We start from the raw sequence: 23229 nt of genomic DNA, 5'->3' as shown, positions 1-23229 counted from the left end.
TTGACCAAGGCAACCGGGCGTTATGTCGACTTGGTCCGACCGCCGCGCTGTCGCCAATCAGCCGGCGGTCGGGCCGTAACGCGTGCTAACGGCGCTTAGCCAATTGCATTAGAAGATTATGGCAATTATTTCGAACCGCGGGGCGTTATCCGTGATTTTTGCCCGGTTTAACTCATTGCTTTCTCATCGTATAATCCGGTCATACTTCCGGCTTATGCAGCCATACCAAAGGTGGGTGAGTGTGTCAGAACTGTGTGGTGAAGTGCCACGGGTAGGGCCGTGGCGCCTCGCGCAACCGCAATTATTGCGCGACTGATTCGCAGTCGCAAAACACGGGATCTGTGTCAACAGACCCGAGATTAGGGAGGATTAGGGGTTGAATAAGACGAATAGCACGACCCTCAACCGCCTGACCGGCATCTTTTTGTGCTCCACGCTGCTGTTGGGCGGTGCGGCGAACCTGGCGCTTGATGCGCCAGCGCTCGTTTCCGCAGCCAAGACGGCGCCGGCACAGGTGACGACTCAGGCGACAACGCAAAAGGCTACGACGGTGGATGCCCAGGCCGCGACCAAAAAGCTCCACGCCGCGGATGAGGCAACGGCCAGTGTGCTGAAGAAGGCCAGCCTGACGCGGATTGCCGCGCAGCTGAAGGCCAAGGGGGCCAATCCAAAGAAGCTGTCTTTGGAAGCGACCGAGAAGAAAACGGTCCGGGTGATCGTTGAGCTGACGGGCGACGGTGCCTTGGCGGCCAACGACAACGAGCGGCAGTCCTTCAAGCAGGCCGACAAGGCGGAAAACCGCGTGTTGGCCAAGCAAGACACCGTGCAGGGCAAGGTCGAAAAGCTGACCGGGCACAAGGTGGCCCAGGAGTTCGGCTACCTGCTGAACGGTTTTTCCATCGATGCCAAGGTTCAAGACATCGCTAAGATTCAGGCCATCAAGGGCGTCAAGGCGGTTCAGGTCGCCGACGTGGTCGCGCAACAAGACGCGACGGCCAACGACACCGTCGAGGCGTCGACGGCCTGGGCCAACTACGGCGTGGATGGCACGGGGATGGTGGTCGCGGTCATCGATTCCGGGATCGACGCCAACCACAAGGACCTGCGCCTGAGCGATGAATCCAAGGCCAAAATTAGCAAGGCCGATTCCGTCAAGTACAGCAAGACAATGGGCTACGGGACCTACGAAAGCGCCAAGGTGCCTTTTGCGCATAACTACGGCAACGGCAACGACACCGACCTGGTGGCCGACGACGGCGTCGACCATGGGATGCACGTGGCCGGCATCATCGGCGCCAACGGCGAGAACCCGGACGGCGTGACCAGCATTCAGGGGGTCGCACCGGAGGCACAGCTTTTGAACCTGAAGATTTTTGCCAATGACGGCCAGGACGGTCCGACCACCGACATGACGATTCAGGCGATTGAAGACGCCGTCAAGCTCGGCGCCGACGTGATCAACATGTCCTTGGGCTCGTCCGATGACACCGCGACCACGGCCAACGCCGAGGTCGCCGCGGTCAACCGCGCCGCGGAAGCCGGCGTGGTGCCGGTGATCGCCGCCGGCAACGACGGGGTCGCCGACTGGCTGGGCCAAGGCGCGTCGCAGAACATGTCGACCGACACCAGCCCGGACACCGGGCTGATGTCCTCGCCGGCCAGCGCGGCCAACGCGATCACCGTGGCCTCGAGCGAGAACTCGACGCACAACGGCGCCACCGCCGATATGCTGGTGGATGGCAAGACCGTGGAAGCCGACCTGAGCATTCAGGGCAGCGATAGCGTGACCAAGGCGCTTCAAGGCGTGTTCCCGGCCGGCCAGCTGGTGCTTTTGCCGGACAAGACCACGACGGATGCCGAAGGTGCCGCCATCGACCCGGTGGCCGCTGGTATGCCTGGCCGCGGCTTTGCCAGCGACTTTGAAGGCGTCGACGTGAGCGGCAAGATCGCCGTGGTATCCCGCGGGATCAACAACTTCACCGAGAAAATGCAAAACGCCGAGGATGCCGGCGCGGTGGGCATCATCATTTTGAACAACGCGGATGACGACATTCGCGCCACCATCACGGACGGCTCGGCGATTCCGACGCTGTTCTTCAACCAGCCGGCGGCCGCCAAGGTGCTGGCCGCGGCCAAGGCCAACCCGACTGGGACCTTCTCCTTCAGCGCCATCAAGGGGGCCAACGTGGCGAGTGCCTCGGCCAACACGATGTCGACCTTCTCCACCTGGGGCTACAACACCGACTTGAGTGCCAAGCCGGACGTGACGGCACCGGGCGGCCGCATCTGGTCGTTGATGAACGACAACCAGTACCAGGAAATGAGCGGGACCTCGATGGCGACACCGATGGTCGCCGGTAGCGCCGCCTTGGTGCTTCAGGCGATGAAGGGCAACACCGACCTGACCGGGCTTGACCTGGTCAAGGCCGTCAAGCTGTCGCTTCAAAACACCGCCATCCCGATGACCGACGCCAAGCACGACAGCGCCCCGTACTCGCCACGCCTGCAAGGCGCCGGCGAGGTTCGCATCGCCTCCGCCATCCAAAACACGGTGACCCTGGACTACAAGGGTGAAGGCGCCGCGTCGCTGAAGTCGATCGACTCGCGCAAGCAAAGCTTTGACGTCACCTTGACCAACCACGGCAAGTCGGCTGCGACCTACCAGTTCAACGACTACAACGGGGTTTACACCAAGGCGCTGGACGACCAAAGCATCAACTACGACACCAAGATCGACGGTGCCAGCATCACGGCCGACCAAAACGCGATCACCGTGGCCCCGGGCACTTCGACCACCGTCACGCTGACCTTGAGCCTGCCGGATGATTTTGCCACCAGCCAGTTCGCCGAAGGGTTCGTCGGCTTCACCAGCCAAAGCGCAGACGCGCCGAGCCTCGTGATGCCTTACCTCGCCTTTTACGGCGACTGGGGCCACATCGACGGCCACAGCGTCTTTGACGGGTTGGGCGGCGATGCCGACTCCAAGTTCGGCTACAACTTCCTGCAAGACACCAACAACAACGTCTTGGGGCTTGACCTGAGCTCGGATGACTACAGCTCTTTGGCCAACGCCACCGAAGACGAAAGCGACCTGCCGCGCTACGTCGACTTCATCGACCGCAACAAGTCGGCGATTTCGCCGAACGGGGACGGCTTCAAGGACAACGCCGAGGCCATCGTGATGACCAACCGCAACGTCAAGACCCTGGTGGCCTCGATTGAAGACGCCGATGGCAAGCAGATTCGCAAGCTGAACACCGAGTACGCCGGCATCCGGCACTTCGTTGCGGATGACGGCAGCGAGTGGTGGTACCAGGTGACCAAGGATCCGGCGCTTGCCGCCTTCGACGGCACGGTTTACAACGGCGCCACCGGGCAAGACGAGCTGGTGCCGGACGGCCAGTACTACTACCGGCTGGACGCGACGGTCGACGGCCAGGATTCAACCTCCGAGACCATCAAGCTGCCGGTGAAGGTCGACAGCGTCGCGCCTAAGTTCCAGGACCTCAAGGTGGAAAAGCAGTCCGACGGCTACCACCTGACGGGTCGCCTGACCGACGCAACCAGTGGGGTCAGCAACTTCACCGCCCTGCAGGTTGACCTGAACGGCGGCCAGCGCGTGGCCTCGACCTACCACCTGGACAGCACCGTGTCGCTCCAGGATTACGTCGAAGGCAACAGCAAGGCCACCGCGCTGTTGAAGGACAAGTCCTTTGACATCACGCTTTCCAGCGACTTCGCCCAGCACTGCCAGACGGGCAAGAACCAGCTGACGCTTTACCTCGACGATAACGCCGGCAACGAAGGCACGGCCAAGGTCAGCTTCGCCAAGGCCGCCTCGGCCAGCGAGCTCGGCGCCACCCCGGTGATGTACAACGCCTACGCCGACGAAATCGAAACCAGCACGTCGACGCCATACTACGACGCAAAGTCCGGCACCTACGCCTTTTACGGCAACTTCAACCGCGACTTCTACCTGAACGGGCAGCCGGTCAAGGTCGATGAGGACGGCAACTTCGTGGCGCACATCAAGCTGTTGTCCGGCACCACCCAGCTGGTCTTTGCGCTTGACGCCAACAACCAGCGCGTGATCAAGAAGATGAACTTCGGCTTCACGGTGCTGCCGTTGGCCACCTTCGACAAGACCGGCGGCAGCTGGACCACGTACTCCGGGATGCCGGTTTACATGATCCAAAACGCCGAGCAGTTCATTCACCTGACCGGTCACCTGGACGGCGACGGTGATACCGCCGGCGTGGCCGGGTCCTTCTTCCCGGCCATCCTCTCGTCTCAAGGCGGTAGCGCCACGATCGAGTGGAAGTATGACAACACCAAGCGAACCTTCAGCGGCACCTTCTCGATGCTGCCGGACTTCGATGAGATGGCGAAGATGGACTACGGCGATCTGTCCGACGAGGAACGCTTCGCCAAGCTGACCGGCGTGGCCATGGGCTACCCGGGCGATGACCTGTTCACCGCGGCGGCCTACGAGAAGAACGCCGACGGTGAAAAGATCACCGGCTCGACCGACGCCATTTTGGTTCACCAGCTCGGCGGCGCCACCATCACCTTCGATAACGTGACGGCCAACGGCGTGGCCCTGCTCACCGCCTCTCGCGCGGCCCAAAAGGGTTACGACGCCGCCACCGGCATCTACAAGGTGACCGGCGGCATCGCCACCAATTACATCGAGGACCTGCGGATCTTCGGCAACAGCACGGATCCAGACGACCCGGCCAACCAGCCGACGATCACCGACGACGGCAACGGCAACGGCCGCTTCAGCTACGACCTGCACGTGAATCCGTCCGATTCCCGCGTGGTCGGCTACTCCTACTTCAACAAGTCTACCGGCGAAACCGTCACCGGGAGCTTCGGCTTCGAGATGGACGCGGTGTTCCCGACGATCACCATGGCGGATGAGGACACCTGGCAGGTTTCCCAAAAAGACGACGTCGATCTGGAGGTCTGGACCAACAAGGACACCTGGACTCTGGCCGGCACCGCAGGCGATGACCTGACCGGCTACCAGCTGTACATCGACTCGGACGAGGCTTACCGGTCCGATTACGACGGCACCGTTTTGGCCCAGTTCAGCGACAACAAGGATTACCAGTTCAGTCAAGACATCGACCTGAGTGGCCAGGCGGAACGCACCGTGCGGCTGACCCTGTACGATAACATGGGCAACGCGACGCGCAAAACCATCCTGATTCACCACGCGACTGAGGCGCCGGCTGCACCGGTTGCCAAGGCCTCAAGCACTGAGCTTGGCAACAAGCCGGTGCTGGTCACCGCCACGCAGGCCAAGGGCGAGCAGATTCGCTTCAGCCTGGACGACGGCAAGACCTGGACCGACTACACCAACGGCGTCGTCAAGGGCGTGAACGGCGACGTTCAGTTCAAGGCCGTCGACAAGTACGGCAACGAATCCGCGGTCACGACCTACAGCGTCACCAACGTTGTTCGGACGACCACGGCCGAGGCGACCGCAACGCTGAGCGATTACGCAGACGGGGCCATCACCCTGACACTGGGGTACGATCGCAAGCTGTCGGCCGACCTGGCGGCCATCACGCACCTGCAGTACAGCACCGATGGCGGCAAAACCTGGCAGCAGTACGACAAGCCGTTGAAGGTCAGCGAAGACACCACCTTCGAGGTGCGGGTCGCAGACGACGCCGGCAACACCAGCGCGGCCAAAACCGTGACGGTGACCCTGCCGACCGCCGCCGACAGTGACACCACGACCCCGGCGACGGGCGACGGCGACGCGACGGCACCAAGCGACACCACGACCCCGGCGACGGGCGACGGCGACGCGACGGCACCAAGCGACACCACGACCCCGGCGACGGGCGACGGCGACGCGACGGCACCAAGCGACACCACGACGCCGGCGACGGGCGACGTCGATGCGACGGCACCAAGCGACACCACGACGCCGGCGACGGGCGACGGCGATGCGACGGCACCAAGCGACACCACGACCCCGGCGACGGGCGACAGTGACACGACGGCACCAAGCGACGACGATGCGACCAAGCCGCACAAGGGCACGAGCAAGACCGCGGCCGACTGGGGCAAGGCGGAACCGATGACCGGCAGCAAGATTAAGCAGGCCAGCGGCTGGAACATGCAGGCCGGCAACCAAGCCGGCAAGCAGGCCGCCAGCTGGGGCCGCAACAGCGCCACCGGCAAGGCCGCAAGCACCGCCACGACGGGCAAAACCGGGCTGCGGGGCCTGCTGCCGCAAACCGGCGAGCAGCTGCTGCTCAGCATGACCATTGTCGGCCTCACGGTGGCCTTGGCCAGCGCCTGGGCGATGCTACGCAAATGGGGGACTAAGAATGAAGAAAAGTAATTCCAAACGACTGCTTTACAGCGCGGCCGTGCTGGGGGCGTTAACCGTGGGTGCGGTGACCGCCACCACGCCGGGCACCGCTGTTCATGCGGATACCAGCACCGAGACGGTGCCGGCGACCCAAAACGTGCCGATCGACGCGGCCCATTTTCCGGACGCCGGGCTTCGCGCCTTGCTGATCAGCTGCGCCAACGCGGCCGTCGAGATGGACAGCCTGCCCAGCGCCGAAACGGCCAACTGGGACGGCAAGTCGCTGACGCCGACGATGCTGCAGTGGCAGACGCTGCAACACGCGAGTTACGCCTTGGAGGGCAATGTTCACGACCTGACCGGCCTGGAGGTGTTCACCAAGCTGGACACCGTGGACGTCAGCGGGATGCCGCTGGACTCGCTGAAGGGCCTTCAGCCGGCCACCTCGGTGGTCGCCTTGGTCATTAACTACGACCAGGCCCCACTCCTGAGTGCCCTGAAGGACAACGGCCTGACCGCCCTCAAGGTGATTAACCAAACCAACACTCGGACCGACACCCTGGACCTGTCCGCGGTGCCGGATCTTGAGACGCTGTCGCTGTCCGGCGGCACCCAGATCACGGAAGAAGACGGCGGCACCCGGTCGGTCGACAACCAGTGGCTCAAGCAGCTTGTGCTGCCGGCCACCAACAAGCTGCAGGTTCTCGGGCTGACCAACATTTCGCACCTGACCAGCCTCGATTACGCGGCCCTGCACGACCTGACGTCTCTGTACCTCAGCGACGTGACGCTCGGCAACGACGGCAAGCTCGACTTGTCTGCCGCGCCGAACCTTGCGAGCCTGACCTTGATGGAAACCAACACCAGCGACCTCAAGCTGAGCGACAGCGGCAAGCTGACCACGCTGCGGGTCTCCGACGGGCAGCTCAAGGCGCTGGATTTGTCCGGTCAGCAGAACCTGAAGCAGCTGGATCTACGCAAGAACCAGATTAGCAGCCTGGACGTGGCGGACTTGACCAACCTGCAGCTATTGGACGTCGCCGAAAACCAGCTGAGCGAGCTGGCGACCGGCAAGCTGACCAAGCTGATGGAGCTGGATGTGTTCGACAACCAGCTGAGCGAGCTGGAGCTGAACGCGCCGAACCTGGTGATTCTGAACGCCTCCAACAACCAGTTGAGCGGCGACTGGGACCTGTCCAACCGGCCCGAGCTGGCCGAGGTTGACTTGGACGGTAACCAGCTGACCACAATCAACCTGAGCAACGACCCGGAGCTGCAGGTGGCGACGCTCAACGACAACCAGCTGACCAGCGTCGACTTCAGCCACTCACCGAAGCTGATGGTGGTCGCAACCGATAACAACCACCTGACCCACTACGACGTCAACTCGTCCTTGGCGCTGGCCACGGCGATCAAGGGCGGCGCCGGGCCGGAGTTGACCGGTTACGGTCAAACCGTCGACGCCGGCATGTACCAAGTCAACGGCCACTGGTACGTAGATCTGGCCGCCTTGACCGGCAACAGCGACTCGTCATACTACCGCATCAGTGACAACAACTGGGTGCTCGACGATCGCGGCGTGGCGGAGTACCAAGGCAGCGGGGTCCCGACCACGCTGACCTACCAGTACATGGCGCTGCACATGCCGGGGCTGACCCCGAACATCGCGTTTTTCCTGAACCTCGAGACGACCCTCACGCTGACGGAGGCCGAGGCGCATGACCTCGCCTTGAACTTCTACGTGGCGGCGGATGCAGACGGCACGTACCACGGCCAGCTGGCCGGCGCGACCGGCAAGGATCAGCCGGTGAGTCAGACCATCCCGGCCGATGAGCAGCTGACGGCCAGCCTGGTGCCAGGCGTCGTGGCCGACAACGGCTACGTCCTGGATCACTGGGAGGACGGCTACGGCAAGGTCGTGGACATCAACCATTACCTACCGACCACCGACACGGCGCTTTACGCCGTGCTGCGCAAGGCGACCGAGAAGGATTACGTTGAGCAAAGCGGCTACAACGACGGCTTTGCCGATGGCTACAGCGGCGACGGGGCCCGGGCCCTGGCCGCAAAGGCCGATGCCTACATTCGCACCTTCAACACGGGCTTCGATGACGGGAAGGCGGCCTACACCGCCGAGTACGAGGCCGGCCAAAAAGCCGGTGAGGCGCTGGTAGGCGCCGGCGAGCAGCTGCGCAACGTGATTTTTAAGGACGCAACCAAGACCCACGCCTACTGGCTGGGGATGCGCGACGCCTACGTCGCCACCGCCAAGGCCGCCGGCAGCCTGGATCCAAGCAAGGTCAGCCAGGTGCTTCAGGCCGACTTGGCGCTGGGGCTCGGCGATCGCAGCAGCGACGTCGGCGACAAGGCCGCGATCTACACCAGCATGTACGCAAGCGCCGCCAAGGATGCTGAGGCCGCAGCGGCGGCCGGCAAGGCCGACGCCGAGGCCGGGAAGGCGCAGACGCTGCCTGAAAACACTGCCTACGCCTACCTGTACGTTCAAAGCTACGTGGCCGTAGCGGACGCCGCGGCCGGTACCGCAGCCGGCACCGCCGACGCCAAGGCCGGCGCGTATGCGTCCAACCCGGGCACCAAGAGCCTGGCCTACCGCGAGGCTTACGACGCGGCCTACGCCGCCGAGAAGAAGACGGGGAGCTTCGCCGCTGCCCGTCAGGCGCTTGACGACGCCGCGGCCGGCGAAGCCGCCGGTCAGGCGGCCGGGGCAGCCGGTGAAGCGAGTGCGGATGTGACCGCGCAGTCTCAGGCTTACCAGACGGCCTACGCCGCGGCTTACGCCAAGGCTAAGGCGGCCTACGACTCAGACTTTGCGCTGGGCCAGGCCGCCGGGGCGGCGGATTACGCCGCCGGTGAACCGGCCGGCACCGCTGACGGTGAAACCGCGGCTTACGTGGCCGGCTACGAGGCCGGTTACCAGGCAGGGGTTCAGGCCGACGCGGATGCGTTGGCCGACCAAAAGGCGGCCGGGGCCGCCGCCGGCACCAAGGATGGTGCGGCGGCCGCGGATCCGGCCGACAACACCGACCAGTCGCAGGCTTACCGCGACGGCTACGAGGCCGCCTACGCGGAGGCGCTGGCGACCTACCAGGCCGATTTTGCCGCCGGTGAACTCGCCGGCTTCCAGGACGCCGAAAACGGCGCCAAGGCCGACGTGACGGCCCAAAGCGCCGGCTACCAGGCCGGTTACGCCGCCGGCTACGACTTGGTCGACGCGGCGACCACCGCAGATCCGGACGTGACGGCGACCACGGCCGCCGAAGAGGCCACCGCCGGTCAAAAGGCCGGCTTCGCAGACGGCGCCAAGGGCGTGGCCGCGGCCGACGTGACGGCGCAAAGTGCCGCCTACCAGGCCGCCTACACCGGCGCTTACGCGCTGGCCAAAAAGGCCTACGACTTCGGTCAGTACCTGAAGGCCGCCGCGGTGAAGGCCAAGGCCGCAGCCGCTGCTAACGCCGCAACCAAGGCGGCCGACGCCAAGGCCGGCCGCACCGCCGGCTTCGCCGACGCGGCCACCGGCAAGGCGCAAGCCGACCTGAGCGGCCAATCCGCCGCTTACGCCACGGCTTACCAGGCTGCCTACGCCCAGGTCACCAACCTGAAGGCGCTTGGCGCCAAGGTCAGTGACGCGAAGAAGGCGGCCCTGGCCGCGGCCGCCGGCAAGACCGGCGACGGTGACACGACCGCGGCCGGTGACACCACCGACAACGGCGACGCGACCGCAACCGGCGACACCACCGGCAACGGTGATGCGACCGCAACCGGTGACAGCACCGGCAACGGCGACGCGACCGCGACCGGCGACGGTCAGGCCACCGCGACTGACGACACCGCGAAGACCGGCAAGGCGGCTACGACCACCGCAACCGGCGACGATACCGGCAAGGCGGCCGCAACTGCCGCAACCGGCACGTCGACCACCGCCAAGAACGATCAGGCTGCCAAGCAATCGGGCGACCTGCCGCAAACCGGCACGATGATCCAAACCGGCATCGCCGCACTGGGTGCCGCCATGCTCGCACTGATGGGCTTCTTCGGCCTCAAGCGCAAGCAGCGTCGCTGATCCACCTGCTTCACGATTCTCAAGCTTACCCCTAAACTAAAACGGCAGTGACCTGCGCTTTGCGCAGACCACCGCCGTTTTTTTGTTGCCGTGAATTGTGACCGGGCCGAGGCTCTAGTCGCCGCTGCCGTGACTGCGAACCGGTCGGGCTCGGGCCTTGGCTTGCCGTGAATGCGACCGGGCCGAGGCTCTAGTCGCCGCCGCCGTGACGGCGAACCGGTCGGGCTCGGGCCTTGGCTTGCCGTGAATGCGACCGGGCCGAGGCTCTAGTCGCCGCCGCCGTGACGGCCACCCGGTCCGGGCTCAGTCCTCGGCTGGGTAGCGCATCCCCCAGGCCTTCCGGGCGGCGGTCATGATCGCCATCGTGTCGACCGTCCAGGCCAAGGTCGGGTTCTCGCCGGTGGCGACGGCCTGTTGCATGTCTTGGACCTCGTAGGCCATGGCCAGCTTGGCGTCGCCGGCCTGAATCACTTCGGGCTCGCCGGCCAGCGGGTAGTAGGTTGCCGAGTCCGTGCGGTTGGCGTTATCGAACAGGAAGTAGCCGTTCTCGTAGGTCGCAATCGCGCGGTTGGGCAGCCGCGCCAGCAGCGTCGCGTGAAAGCTGGCTTGCTCGCGGTTGGCGTTGTTCAGCAGGAACGACTCGTCCAAGTCGACACCGGTGTCGCTCATCTCCACCTGCGACGCGGTGAGCTGCGGGGTGGCGGTCATCAAGGCGCGAATCAGGCTCAGCGGGTAGACGCCCATGTCCAAAAGCGCCCCGCCGGCCAGCTTGGGGTCGTAGAAGCGGCCGTGCAAGTCGACCGGCACCCGCTCGCCGATCGAGGCCTGGATGGCCTTGAGCCGGCCGACGTGATGGGCCTTGCGAAAGGCGGCCAGCGCCGGGTACAGCGGCAGGTGGTAGGTGGTTTGGGCCTCCATCAAAATCAGGTGGCGGGAGGCGGCTAGGGCGACCAGCTCGCCCAGCTGCGCCGCATTGAGCGTGATCGCTTTTTCCGCCAGCACGTGCTTGCCGGCGGTCAGCGCCGTCTTGATGTTCGGGTAGTGGAAGTTGTGGGTGTTGGCGACGTAGATGGCGTCGATCGCCGGGTCGTCGCACATCGCGGCGAGGCCGGCGTAGGCGTGGGGGATGCCATACTCGGCGGCGAAGGCCCGGGCCCGGGCCGGATCGTGGCCGGTGGCGACGCCCAAGACGTTGGCCTTGGCGGTGGTGACGAACTGCCGCGCGATGCTGCCCAGCCCGATGATGCCCCAATTGAGTTCAGTCATTGAGATTACCTTCTTTGCAAGAATCTGAATTCCATTATACCCGTTTTGATAGCGGTGCCAAGTTGGCGGCGTTCGGCCGCGGTTGCGGCGCGTGAGCCAAGCGATGGCGATTGACAAGCCTTCATTCGCCCCGTAACCTTAGGGCGAATGGAGGGGAGCACATGGAAATCAAAATCGGCCCGGCCGTGCGGCAGATTCGCCAAAAGCGCGGCTACCCGGCCAAGTGGATGTACACCGGTCTGATGTCGCGGTCCAACTACGCGCGGTTTGAGGACGGCGGCATCGACACCGCGTCGACCAACCTGTACGAGTTGACCAAGCGCCTGAACATCTCGCTGCCGGAATGGGCGATGCTTTACAACGGGCTCAACGGCCGCGACGCCGGCAAGCTGACCGCCAAAGTCAACGGCCTGCTCAACGCCGGCTGGGTGGCGCAAGACCCCGCACCGCTGCACCAGGCGGCGGCGCTGTGCCGGGAGCTGTTTGCCAAGTACGGCTACCCCAACGAGCGGCTGAGCGGCCTGGTCGCCGACGCCCTGGCGATTTACCTGGAAAACGGCAAGGACATCGCCCAACCCAACGCGGCCCTGGCCGAGCTTGTCGCCTACCTCGACGCGATGGACACCTGGTTCGCCAACGACGTCGCGCTTTTGCACAACATCCTGCAGATTCTAGACATCAAGACGCTGTTGCGGATGGTGACGCGCTACCTCTACACGGTGCAAAACAACACGTGGCTGGGCCAGGGCAGCACCAGCATCCCCGCCCAGCAGGAGCTGCTGCAGCAAAGCTTCGCGACGGTGATCGCGGCCCAAGACGCCGCGGCCTTCGCGCAGCTGTTGGACCAGTTCAACGCGATGCCGATGTCCGAACGCTACGTCTTTCCGGCCCTGATGCGGCAGGTCTACAATGCCTACGCGGCGTATCACCGCACCGGCGAGGCCGCGGCGCTGGCGCCGGTGGCGGCCGTGCAAACCGTGGTGGCCGCCGCGGCAACGCCGGACAACGCAGACGAGGTCCGGCGGCAGGTGGCGGCGCTTGACGCCTGGTTCGGGCGTCCGTGAGGCGGCCCGTGTAAAACTTGGGCCTCGGCGCCTATTCCAAGACCCTTTTTCAAAAAAGCGGTCGCCGAATGCCGGCCACTGGGCGAACGGCCGTTGACCAACGCCGGCCCGTTGGCGCCGGCGGCAAAAATCGAATTAAATATTTGAATAACCCCCTGATTTTCAAAACCCGCCGCCCGGGCCGGTGCGACCCGGCGTCGCGCAACGGGAATTGGTTGCTCACGTGAACTGCCCGTGATTAAATGGCGATGAAGCCGGGGGACTTTTTGTGGGACATCACACGATGATCTCACCTTTTTGCGTCCCTCAAAACTTGTCAGGAGGAGGCCGTTGGCATGTCTAGGCTAAACACGATTGGAATCAAAACGCTGCGGCTGCTCGGCCTCGCCTTAATTGTGGTGGGAACCCTGATTCCCGTCAGCGGCATCTGGGCGCGACCCGCGGTTGGCGAAACCACCGCCGACCGCCTGACGCTGACCGCCAAAACTGGTGGCGACCGCTTCACCGCGGGGCAGCCCAAGGCGCTGACGTTGACCAACCGGCTCAGCCCCGCGGATGCGGCCCAGGTGACCCTGCCGGCCGGCGTGACGCTGGACTGGGCGGCCACCAAGCGCCTGTGGCCCGGCACCGGCACCGCCGATGCCAAGACCCAGACGATCACGGCAGCCGACCGGCAGCTGGCCGTCACCACCGACGAACGCGACCGCACCGTGGTCACGCTGAGCCGGGTGGCGGCGACGGCCCCGGACAACACGGCCACTGCTGACGCTGCTGACGCTGCTGGCGCTGATGCGGCGACGGCCAGCACCGCCGCAGTGGCCGCGGCCACTGCGCCGGCGGCGGTAAGCGGCGATTTTGCCGTCACCGCGGCGACCCGCCGCGTGACCCTGACGCCGGTGCTTGCCAGCAGCCAGGTGGCCGGCAACGCGCTGATTTTGACCAGCGATGCGGCCGCCGCGGTGACGCCGGCCAGCCAAGCCGCCGTCGCGGCCGTGACCCAACCGGCCCTGCGGCAGGTGCAGGCACCCAACCGGGCCCCGGCACCAGCGCCTGCGCCGACCGCCGCGACCAAGTTCGCCATCGACCAAGGGGGGCAGACCATCTACGGGGACAACGAAACCTCGCTGGCCTTCACCCTGATCAACACCACCGACCCCAGCCAACCGGTCACCCTCAAGCTGGGCAAGTTCAAGCTGGATCTGACGTTTCTGGCCACGCGGTGGCAGGACTACTACGGTGCCGGCAGCGTGAGCCTGTCGGCGGATGGCACGACGCTGACCAACCGCACCGGCGCCAGCGTCAAGCTGACGACGGACCGCAGCGGCCAGCAAATCTTGACCGTCACCGTGAACCAAAGCGGTGATTACCAGGGCTACGTGCCGCTGGCCATCAATTCGGTGGCCAACCCACCGGCCACCTACAGCATTTTGCCGACCCTGGCCGACGGCACGGCGGCGGCTGCCACCGCGACCTGGACCCATGTCGGTGGGGCGGTGGGGACGCTTGAAAGCGACACTTACCTGACCAAGGACCCGGCCAACGAAGACGCCGAGTGGTGGTACGGGGATGCGGTCATGACCGCCCCCGAGGCCTACGCGGTCGGCGGCCGCCTGTACCTGGCGTTTTACTACGCCGGCATCGGCGGTGCCAACGGCGACGTGCATCTGCAGCTGTCGCCAGGGCTGACCCTCGACCTGGCCGCCTTCGCCAACTTAAAAATCAAGGATTACAACAACAACACCTACACCTTCACCGACGCCCAGCTGACCACCACTGGCAGCGTTCAGACGCTGACCGGGAACTTCCAGGTTAGCTACCGCGGCGGGGCGGATGACCCAATTCCGGCGACGCTCACCTACAACAAGGACACCAACCTGCTGAGCATCGCGATGCCGACGCAGGGGGAGCTGCGTTTTTACCTGCCGATCCAGGTCGGCGCCGGTGCCGGCAAGAACGGCTACAAGCTGCACCTGTACGACATCAAGGACGGCGACTACCTGATCAACGACACCTGGACCTTCACGCCGACCGGCGACATCATCGCGCCGACCGAGGCCCTGAAGCTCCAAAAGGTGGCGGCGACCGATGAGACGCTGGGGCTGGCCGGCGCCAAGTTTGCCGTGAGCGACGTCACCGACGCGACCAGCCCCCAGGCGCTGAGCCTGCCGGCGACGGATGCGGCCGGCCTGGCCAACGTGCCGATCACGGCCAGCGGTCTGCGAACCCTGAGCCTGAAGGAAACCACGGCGCCGAGCGGTTACGCGCTCAACCCCAACACCTACGAGGTGCAGTGGTCGGCGGTCCTCGGGGCCGCCGGGGTGCGGCTGGCCGGTGACGCCGACTGGGGCAGTGTCTCCAGCGACGGCGCTTTGAGCATCGCTAACCGGACGCTGGTTTTCCGCGACAGCCAGCCGGGACTGAAGATTCAAAAAGTCGCGGCCGAAGACGACACCAAGCCGCTGGCCGGGGCCACCTTCAGCGTGGCCGACACGACGACGAACGCGACTGCGGCCGTCACCACGCCGGCGACGGATGACGCCGGCCTGACCAGCGTCGCGGCTACCGGCAGCGGCACCCGGACGCTGACCGTCAGCGAGACCAAGGCGCCGGAGGGCTATGCGGCCAATCCGACCAGCTACGAGGTGCAGTGGTCGGCCGCTTCCGGCGCCACCCAGGTTCGCGAGGCCGGCGGCAGCTGGGGCACCACCGTTGCCGACGGCGCGGTGAGCGTCAAAAACCAGGTGCTGGTGGTTCGCGACCGCAAGCTGGCCGTGACGATTCGCAAGGTGGCTGTGACCGACGCCAGCCAAACCCTGGCCGGGGCCACCTTCACCGTCGGCAACACCGATGACACCGCCGCTTCCACGCAGACGGCGGCGACCACCGCAGACGGGGTGACCCGCGTCGCGGTCACCGGCAGCGGCGATCGCATCCTGACGCTGAGCGAGGCGACGGCGCCGACGGGCTACGCGGCCAACGCGACCGCCTACGAGGTGCAATGGTCGCAGGCGACCGGGGTCACCGCGGTTCGCCAGGCCGGCGAAAGCGCCTGGGCCGACACCACGCAAGACGGCGTGGTGAGCGTCGAGTCGCACGTCTTGGTCTTTCGCGACCGCCGGCTGGCGCTGACGATTCACAAAATTGCGGCGGATCCGCAGGTCACCAAGTACCCGATCCTGCACCCGGCCAACCCGTCGCTGCCGATCGGCGATGGCACGACGGGCCAGACCGGGCCGGCGAGAAGCACGGCCGCACTGGCGAGAACCGCGATGCCGGCGACCGTAAAGGGCCCGGCCGTATCCTTGACTGGGGCAACGGGCCCGGTCGCCTCCTTGACCGGCGCAACCGGGCTGGCCGCGACCTTGACGGGCCCGGCGGCGGCGACCGCTGCCGCGAAAGCAACGGCGGCAGCCGGCACGATTGCGACCTCAGCCGCCGCCGGTGACCTTGAGTCCGGGGCCAGCGCCGCGGCGGCGGCATCCCTGGCCGGGGCGACCTTCAGCGTCACCAACACGACGGCCGACACCATGAGCCCGGCCGTGACCACCGCGGCGACCGGGGCCGACGGGTTGACCAGCACCACCGTCACCGGCGACCTCAGCCGCACCATGGTGTTGACCGAAGTCACCGCCCCGAGCGGCTACGCGTTGAACCCGAATAGCTACTTGGTGCAGTGGTCCAGCAGCGCCGGGGCCGTTTTGGTCAGCGGCACCGATGGTCGCTGGGGGACCACCTCAAGCGACGGCGTGGTCAGCGTCAACGCCGATCACACCCTGACCTTCCGCGACAGTCAGTTGACCGTGACGGTCCAAAAAACCGCCGCGGAGGATGCCACTAAGGTTTTGCCCGGTGCCATCTTCACGCTGGGCAACGCGACGGCCGCTCAGGCGGCGGTGACCCTGCCGGCCACCGATGCCGACGGGCTGGCCGGTAGCACGGTCAGCGGCAGCGGTGACCGCATCCTGACGCTTCGCGAGCAGACGGCGCCGCGGGATTACCTGCTCAACGCCGCCGACTACGAGCTGCAGTGGTCGGCCACCCAAGGCGTGACGGCGGTTCGCCTGGCCGGCGACTCGGTCTGGGCCACCGCCTCAAGCGACGGGGTGCTCCAGCTGGGTGCCGATGGCCGCTTGCTTTTCGCCGACCAGGCAGAGCCCAAGACCGGCACCATCACCGTGCAGGACCTGGACCGCGCCACCGGGGCGGTCATGCGAACCCAGACGTTCAGCGGCCCCATCGACGCGCCGCTAAGTTCGGCCGCCACCGGCGCGAACCTGCCCGGGCAACATTCCGGGCTGACGCTGTGGGGGTCGACCATGGATCCGACTTTGGCCACGGCGCTTGACCCATACGACGCCGCCAACCCGCCGGATCCGCGCTTCGCCGCGACCGCCCAGACGTTGACTTATGTCTTTGACCTGCCGTTCTTCGAGCTCAACCCGGATCCGACCATCGAATTTGGGACCTTCGCCCCGGATCAGACGGACGCGAACTACCAGCTGGGGACGCACTCGGCGACCACCGGGCAGCCGCTGCCCTTCGGGATCAGCGTGATCGACCGCACCGGCGTGGCCGGCTGGGCCGTCAGCGTTCAAGAGGACGGCCAGTTTCAAAACGGCGACCACGAGCTGACGGACGCGAAGCTGTGGTTCAAGAACCTGAACGTTCAGGCCGCCGGCAGCGAAGGCGGCGGCAGTAGCGCCTACACCTTCACCACAACCGCCGCGTTCACGCTGACGCCGACCACCGCACCGCAAACCATTGTGCAGGCCCAGCTGACGCCTGAGGCCGCGGCCACCGCGACCACAGCGCCGACCACCCGGGCGTGGCGCCTGAACTTCGGCGACGCGACCAGCGGCGGTCAAAGCGTCGGCCTGCACGTGCCGGCCACCACCGCGCGTCACCTGGGGCATTACCGCACCACGGTGACCTGGACGGCCTCGAGCCTACCATAGAAAGGAAAGGACCGATGGGATTGAAACACAGATTAGCCATCGCGGCGGTTGCGCTGCTTGGCGCCTGGGCCGCCTGGGCCACCGCCAACACCACCAAGGTCAACGCCGCCAGCGGCGCGGGGACCAACGATTACGAGGTGCAGCCGGTGCTGCCGGAGGCCCAGGTCAACATGGCGGAGAACTTTTACGACCTGAAGCTGGCGCCGGGGCAGACCCAGACGCTTCAGTTGCGGATTCAAAACTTCACCAACAAGACGATCAAGGTCAAAAGCGGGTTGGGCAACGCGGTGACCCAAACCGGCGGCGGCATCGTTTTTGCAAGCGAGGCGGCCAAGCCCGACGTCAGCCTGAAGCACCCATTCACGACGCTGGCCAAGCAGCCGCGCGGCCAAGCCACCGTGACGCTGGGTCCCAGGCGAGCCAAGACGCTGTCGGTGACCATCACCATGCCCCAAAAGCCCTACGCCGGCATGATCTACGGCGACTGGCACTTCAGCGAGGCCATCGCCAACAAGGCCAAGTCGCGTAACGCGGTCGGCGCCAAGTACGCTTACTCCGTCGGGGTGTTGCTGCGCGGCACCGACTTTCGCCAGACCTTCCCGAAGCTGCGCTACCAGAACACCGAGCCGTTCTTGGCCAACCGCCACCCGGCGATGGGCATCAACATCCAAAACACCGCCGCCATGGCGATGCGGCAGGTGAGCATCCTCGCCAAGGTCTCCCTGGTCGGCAGCCGCGACATCACGCGCGTCTACAGCAAAACCGGGGTGATGATCGCGCCAAGCTCCACCCTGAAAATTCCGATTTCCTGGAACTACAACACGATGAAGCCCGGCACCTACAAGGTCGCGGTCACCATCAAGGGCCAAAACTACGGCAATCGCTTCCCGATGACATTGAACTTCAACCGGCAGTTTCGCGTCGCGGCCAAAAAGGCGGCGGCAATCAACGCGAAGGCGGCCCAAAAGCCCAAGAACAAGTGGGTGCCGGTCGCCTACGCCACCGGGGCCTTGTGGCTGGTCGCACTCGGCAGCCTGATCTGGATGCTGGCGGTGCGGCCACGCGCATGATGCCGCGCCGCCCGGCCACGGGCACGGGGTGGCGCCGCCTCGCCACGCGTATGGTACCGTGCCGTGCGGTCACGCGCATGTGGCCGTGCCGTGCGGTCACGGATGAGACGCGGTGTCGCATCGCCCTGGGCAGGCGGCCGCGCCGTTCGACCCCAAGCAGGCGGCAATCGCTGGCCGCACGGGTGGCGGTCGGCCTCGCGGCGGTGGCGCTGGCCGTAGTCGGACTTCGCGCCGCGCCGGTCCAAGCCGCCAGCTTCATGGTGCGGCCGGTGATGCCGACGGACAACCGCGTTCCCGCAAGCGCCGGCTACTTCGACCTGCGGCTTCGCACCGCCACCGAGCGGCGGGTGGCGGTCATGCTGGCCAACACCGCCAAAACGCCGCAGGTGATCCACGTGGCGCTGTTGGACGCGGTGACCGGGCCGCAAGGGGTGGTCGCCTACGTGCCGGCCGCAAAGCGCGATGCGCTGTTGACCAAGCCGGGCAGCCGGCTGGTCCGCTACCCGCGAACCGTTCGGCTGGCGGCGCATGAGACCCGCCAGGTGGTGTTCACCGTGCCGGCGCAGCGGACGCTTTTTGCCGGCACCAAGGCGATGGCGATTCAGCTCACCGGTCCGGCGGCTGCCGGCCCCGGCGCGGTGGCCAGCCGCGTTCGCTACCGCATCGGCTGGCTTTTGACCGGGCGACCGCTTGCGGCCGGCCTGCACCTCACCGTGGGGTCGCCGGTCACCCAGACGCCGCGGCACCTGCGGCTGCAGCTGGTTAACTGGCGGCCGCAGTTCATCCGGCGCCTGAGCGTCAAGGCGACGCTGACGGCGGCCAACCGCCTGACCGTGCCGCTGAGCCAAGTGACGCGGGGGATGAAGGTCGCCCCGCAAAGCGCCTTCGCCTACACGCTGGCCCTGGGCGGTCGCAGGCTGCCGCAGGGGGTCTATGCCCTGACCCTGCACCTGAGCGGCTCGGCCGGGCGGCAGCAACAGCGGCGCTACCTGCGGGTGTTGGCCGATGGCCGCGTCTCCTGGACCACCCGCACCGCCTACCTGAAGGCCCAGGCGCTGACCTTGACGCTGGCGCTGGTGGCGGTGGCGCTGATTCTCGGGACGGTCGGGCTGCTGCACTGGTGGCGTCGGCAAGCGCGTTAGGCCGGCTGGCTCAGCACTGAACTGCGGTTCAGCGCCGAGCCGGCCGTGCCTAGCCGAACTTTGCACCCAAAAGGAGGAGTGGCATGAAATTCTTGATCAATCGCTTCGGTTTCAAGCGGGTTTGTTGGACCGTGGTCGGGCTGACGGTCGTGATGACCCTGGCGTTCGGCTTCAGCCTGTACAAAACCGTGAAGACGTATCAGGAATTGAACTCATGGGTGTCTTACACCCTGAATTAGCCTGACCAGTGTTCGTTTTGACCCACCTTGTTTATGCCGCGCAAGCCTCAGCGGGGGATAAAAATTAGCTTTGATTTTGCACATCACGAATATGGAGGAAGATCACTTATGAAACTGACCAAAATTGCGTCGCTCGCCTTGGCGAGTGCAACGGTATTAGGGACCCTTGCGCTGGTTGCCCCGGTTGCGACCAACGCCGCCACCCAGGAAGGCAACGCCACCGCCAACAATGGCATCGCGCTGCCACAAACCGACCAGACCACGGCCGGCATCTCCTTTGGCGAGCCGAACCCGAACGGCAACACCGGCTACCTGCGGCTCCAGAAGGTCCCAGAAATTCTGGACTTTGGTAACCACGAAACCTTCAACACCAGCTACCCGACCTTCACGGCGGATGGCAAAAACAGCTACAACGACACCAACAACCGCTACCCGAACTACAAGTCCGGCGACACCAACATGACCGCCATCCTGAACACTCAGGACCAAAAGCTCCAAGACGTCAACGGCAAGGCCTGGGTCACGGTTGTCGATAAGCAAGACTCCCGCACCGACGCCACCGCGCCAAACACCAACAGCAACGGGACCTGGCAGCTGTCCGTGAAGGCGGATGGCCCACTGCAAAAGGTCAACGAACTCGGCGAGGCCGCCGGTAGCACCACCGACGCGCTGCTGTCTTTTGCCAACACCGCATACGGTCGCACCACCGCCGTCTACGACCTGACCGCCGAGTCCCAAGATGACGGCTACACGCCGGCCGCCGCTACGGAAACCGACGTATCGGCCATCACCAAGGACTTCAACGTCAACGTGAACACCAATTCCACAGCCGTTCAGGTCGCCGCCGCCGCTGACGGCGAAGGGACCGGCGCGAACGTCTTTGGCTGGGACAAGTCCGACATCAAGCTGACGCTGCCAAGCACCTTCACGGCAGAAAACGCGATCTACGAGACGACGTTGACCTGGACCTTGGCAACCGGGATTAACTAATGGCTGACTTTTCCATCGAGTGAAGTGCGTGTGTGAGCGTTCCGGCGTCGCCTGAGGTACGGCGCCTGTTCCACGAAAAACGGCTTGGGGAAGCCGTTTTTTTTGTGTCCAGAGCGCAGCCGAGCGGGGTTAGCCGGACGGGTAGCGGCGGGTTGAGCATTGGGCCCGGGCTTGGCCCAGTGTTCGACCCGAGCTAGCCGCGCCGGCGTAGCTCGGCGTAGCTCGACGAGTCCAAAGCGCAGCCGAGCGGGGTTAGCCGGACGGGTAGCGGCGGGTTGGGCATTGGGCCCGGGCTTGGCCCAGTGTTCGACCCGAGCTACGTCAATTGGCTTGAACATCCTGAGGAAAAAGCGCCTGAGAAGGCGCCGGTTGGCCGCGTTGCTGGCTTCCGGAGGCGAATTCGACGCTGAATTTTGAAAAATGGCGCGAATATGCGCCGTTTGGGCCGAAGCCTCGGCCGGGCCGGTAAGCTGGGTGAAGAAAGACGGAGGAGATGGCGATGGTGGAAGACGACCTGTTCCTGAAGAAAAGCGCCCGAGACAAGCTGGCCCTGCTTGGGGCAATCCAGCGCGACAGCCAGGCGGCGGTGCCAGTCACAGCCCGGCTGCACAACGCGCAACCCGCGGTCGGCGAGGTCAACCTGCGCCGCATCGCGACTTTGATGAACCGCAACTACGGGACCTTGTACTACGTGTTCACCCACCTGAATCAGGACCTCGCGGCGTTGGCCCGAGGTCGCCGGCACCTGTACGACGTCGCCCCCGGGGTGTTGCGGGCTCACTTGGTGCAGTCGAGCGTTCCTTACCGCTTCTTGGTGGCGCTGTTGGACCAGGAACCGGGCGATTTTGACCACTTCTTGGCCGGCGTCGGCGTGTCACGCGCCACCTGCCTGCGCTACCTGCGGCCGCTTCGCGCGTTGGCCGGCGAGCTCGGGGTGCGGGTGGTTTACGAGAAAATGGCCCTGCGCGGCAGCGAGCTGGCCCAGCGCCTGTTTCTCACCTGCGGCCTGTGGTTGGCCACCAAGGGGCGGTGGTGGCCGCTGACCGCCTTGAACCGCGAGGCGGCGCTGGGTCAGGTGACCGGGGTGTGCGGCGCCTTTGGGCTGGGCCTGGGCAATCCGGTGCTGCGCGAGCTGTTCGCCTACCTGCTGACCATCAGCCTGACGCGCCTGGGCCAGCGCCAGGGGCTCGAGGCCGTGCCCAGCGCCTTGAGCTACCCGGTGCCCAACCTGTTCGAGGGGCGGCTGGCGGCTTGGGCCCCGGCCCAGCAGGCGGCGCAGTTCGCCGAAAGCGCGGCCCTGTACCAGCTTTTTGCCATGCTCAGCGGCGCCTTTGCCACCGATGCGGCCGCGGTGGCCAAGGCGCTGGCGACCGGCGAGCGCTACGGCGGCCGCCTGTTTGCGGTGGTCGAGCGGTTCTGGACGTTGCTGCCGCCGCCGGTGCTGGATCAGGCGCAGCTGCCGGCGGCTCGCCAGGATGCGCTGCGGCTCGACCTGCTGGCGACCGCCATGGGCGTGGTGGTCTTCGGCCGCGACCTGTCCGGCATTTTGGCCAGGCACCTGGCGCCGCAGCAAGACGCCGCGACCGATGCCGACACCGCGGCGCTGGTTCGCCAGACCCTGGCGGCCGCGCTGTACGACACCCCCTTGCCCGGCCTCAACCAGCAGGCGCTGACCGCGGCCTTCGCCGCCTTGTTGAGCCGCTACCGCCGCCAGGTGCAGCCGCGGCGGCGGGTGCAGGTGGCGCTGATGCTGGAGCCACTCACTTTGGGCTACGTCGAGCTGGTCGGCTTTTTGACCCAGGTGCCGTTCGTCACGGTGGTTCGCGACCAATACGCCACCGCCGACTTGATCGTGGCGGCCACCGCCGTGCCGCTGCCGCCGGCCAGCGCCGACATGCCGCCGGTTTTCACCTGGCCGAGCGTGGCGACCAGCGACGTGTTCGGCGAGCTCTACGCCGCGCTGCACACCCTTTACACCGCCAAGCTCGCGGCGGCCCAGGCCAAATGAGGGGATTCACAGAACTTATTGAAAATGCTGCCAAAAATCTTTAAAATTGAGAGGTGATGCGAAATGCGCATCGACTGTCA

Annotated in this window: 10 protein-coding genes; 9 read left to right on the top strand and 1 reads right to left on the bottom strand. The window is 65.7% G+C overall.

The window, feature by feature from the left end; all coding sequences use genetic code 11:
* Window positions 1–376 precede the first annotated feature (376 nt).
* Together NUH19_RS04140 and NUH19_RS04135 are read left to right on the top strand one after the other, a co-directional pair.
* Complete coding sequence (locus tag NUH19_RS04140; RefSeq protein ID WP_262315290.1) at window positions 377–6364, top strand: S8 family serine peptidase; 5988 nt, start codon at window positions 377–379, stop codon at window positions 6362–6364.
* Complete coding sequence (locus NUH19_RS04135) at window positions 6351–10415, top strand: leucine-rich repeat domain-containing protein (RefSeq protein ID WP_262315289.1); 4065 nt, start codon at window positions 6351–6353, stop codon at window positions 10413–10415. The genes NUH19_RS04140 and NUH19_RS04135 overlap by 14 nt, the downstream gene beginning before the upstream one ends.
* Window positions 10416–10718: 303 nt before the next feature.
* On the opposite strand, the gene NUH19_RS04130 is transcribed toward NUH19_RS04135, so the two are convergent.
* Window positions 10719–11681, bottom strand: coding sequence for a Gfo/Idh/MocA family protein (locus tag NUH19_RS04130; RefSeq protein ID WP_262315288.1), 963 nt, complete (start codon window positions 11679–11681; stop codon window positions 10719–10721).
* Between the two features lie 161 nt (window positions 11682–11842).
* On the opposite strand from NUH19_RS04130, the gene NUH19_RS04125 reads away from it, so the two are divergent.
* The 7 genes from NUH19_RS04125 (at window position 11843) to NUH19_RS04095 (ending at window position 23149) form a co-directional block, all read left to right on the top strand.
* The gene (locus NUH19_RS04125; RefSeq protein WP_262315287.1) at window positions 11843–12745 is read left to right on the top strand and encodes a hypothetical protein; all 903 of its coding nucleotides are present in this window, start codon (window positions 11843–11845) and stop codon (window positions 12743–12745) included.
* A gap of 335 nt (window positions 12746–13080) precedes the next feature.
* Window positions 13081–17700, top strand: coding sequence for a SpaA isopeptide-forming pilin-related protein (locus NUH19_RS04120; protein ID WP_262315286.1), 4620 nt, complete (start codon window positions 13081–13083; stop codon window positions 17698–17700).
* Between the two features lie 14 nt (window positions 17701–17714).
* Window positions 17715–18770, top strand: a complete 1056-nt coding sequence (locus NUH19_RS04115) for a DUF916 domain-containing protein (RefSeq protein ID WP_262315285.1) — start codon at window positions 17715–17717, stop codon at window positions 18768–18770.
* Window positions 18771–18847: 77 nt separating this feature from the next.
* Window positions 18848–19912 carry a WxL protein peptidoglycan domain-containing protein gene (locus NUH19_RS04110; protein ID WP_262315284.1) on the top strand — a complete coding sequence of 355 codons (1065 nt, stop codon included), beginning with the start codon at window positions 18848–18850 and terminating at the stop codon, window positions 19910–19912.
* 83 nt (window positions 19913–19995) lie between these two features.
* Window positions 19996–20151 (top strand): hypothetical protein, encoded by a 156-nt coding sequence (locus tag NUH19_RS04105; RefSeq protein ID WP_262315283.1) that lies wholly within the window; start codon window positions 19996–19998, stop codon window positions 20149–20151.
* A gap of 108 nt (window positions 20152–20259) precedes the next feature.
* On the top strand, window positions 20260–21141 hold the full coding sequence (locus tag NUH19_RS04100; protein ID WP_262315282.1) for a WxL domain-containing protein: 882 nt from the start codon (window positions 20260–20262) through the stop codon (window positions 21139–21141).
* A gap of 499 nt (window positions 21142–21640) precedes the next feature.
* A complete protein-coding gene (locus NUH19_RS04095) occupies window positions 21641–23149 on the top strand; it encodes a helix-turn-helix domain-containing protein (protein ID WP_262315281.1) in 1509 nt (502 codons plus the stop codon).
* Window positions 23150–23229: the final 80 nt, after the last annotated feature.

The organism is Lacticaseibacillus parakribbianus, from assembly GCF_025490915.1.
Classification (GTDB): domain Bacteria; phylum Bacillota; class Bacilli; order Lactobacillales; family Lactobacillaceae; genus Lacticaseibacillus; species Lacticaseibacillus parakribbianus.
This window is presented reverse-complemented; position numbering and strand designations above follow the sequence as displayed.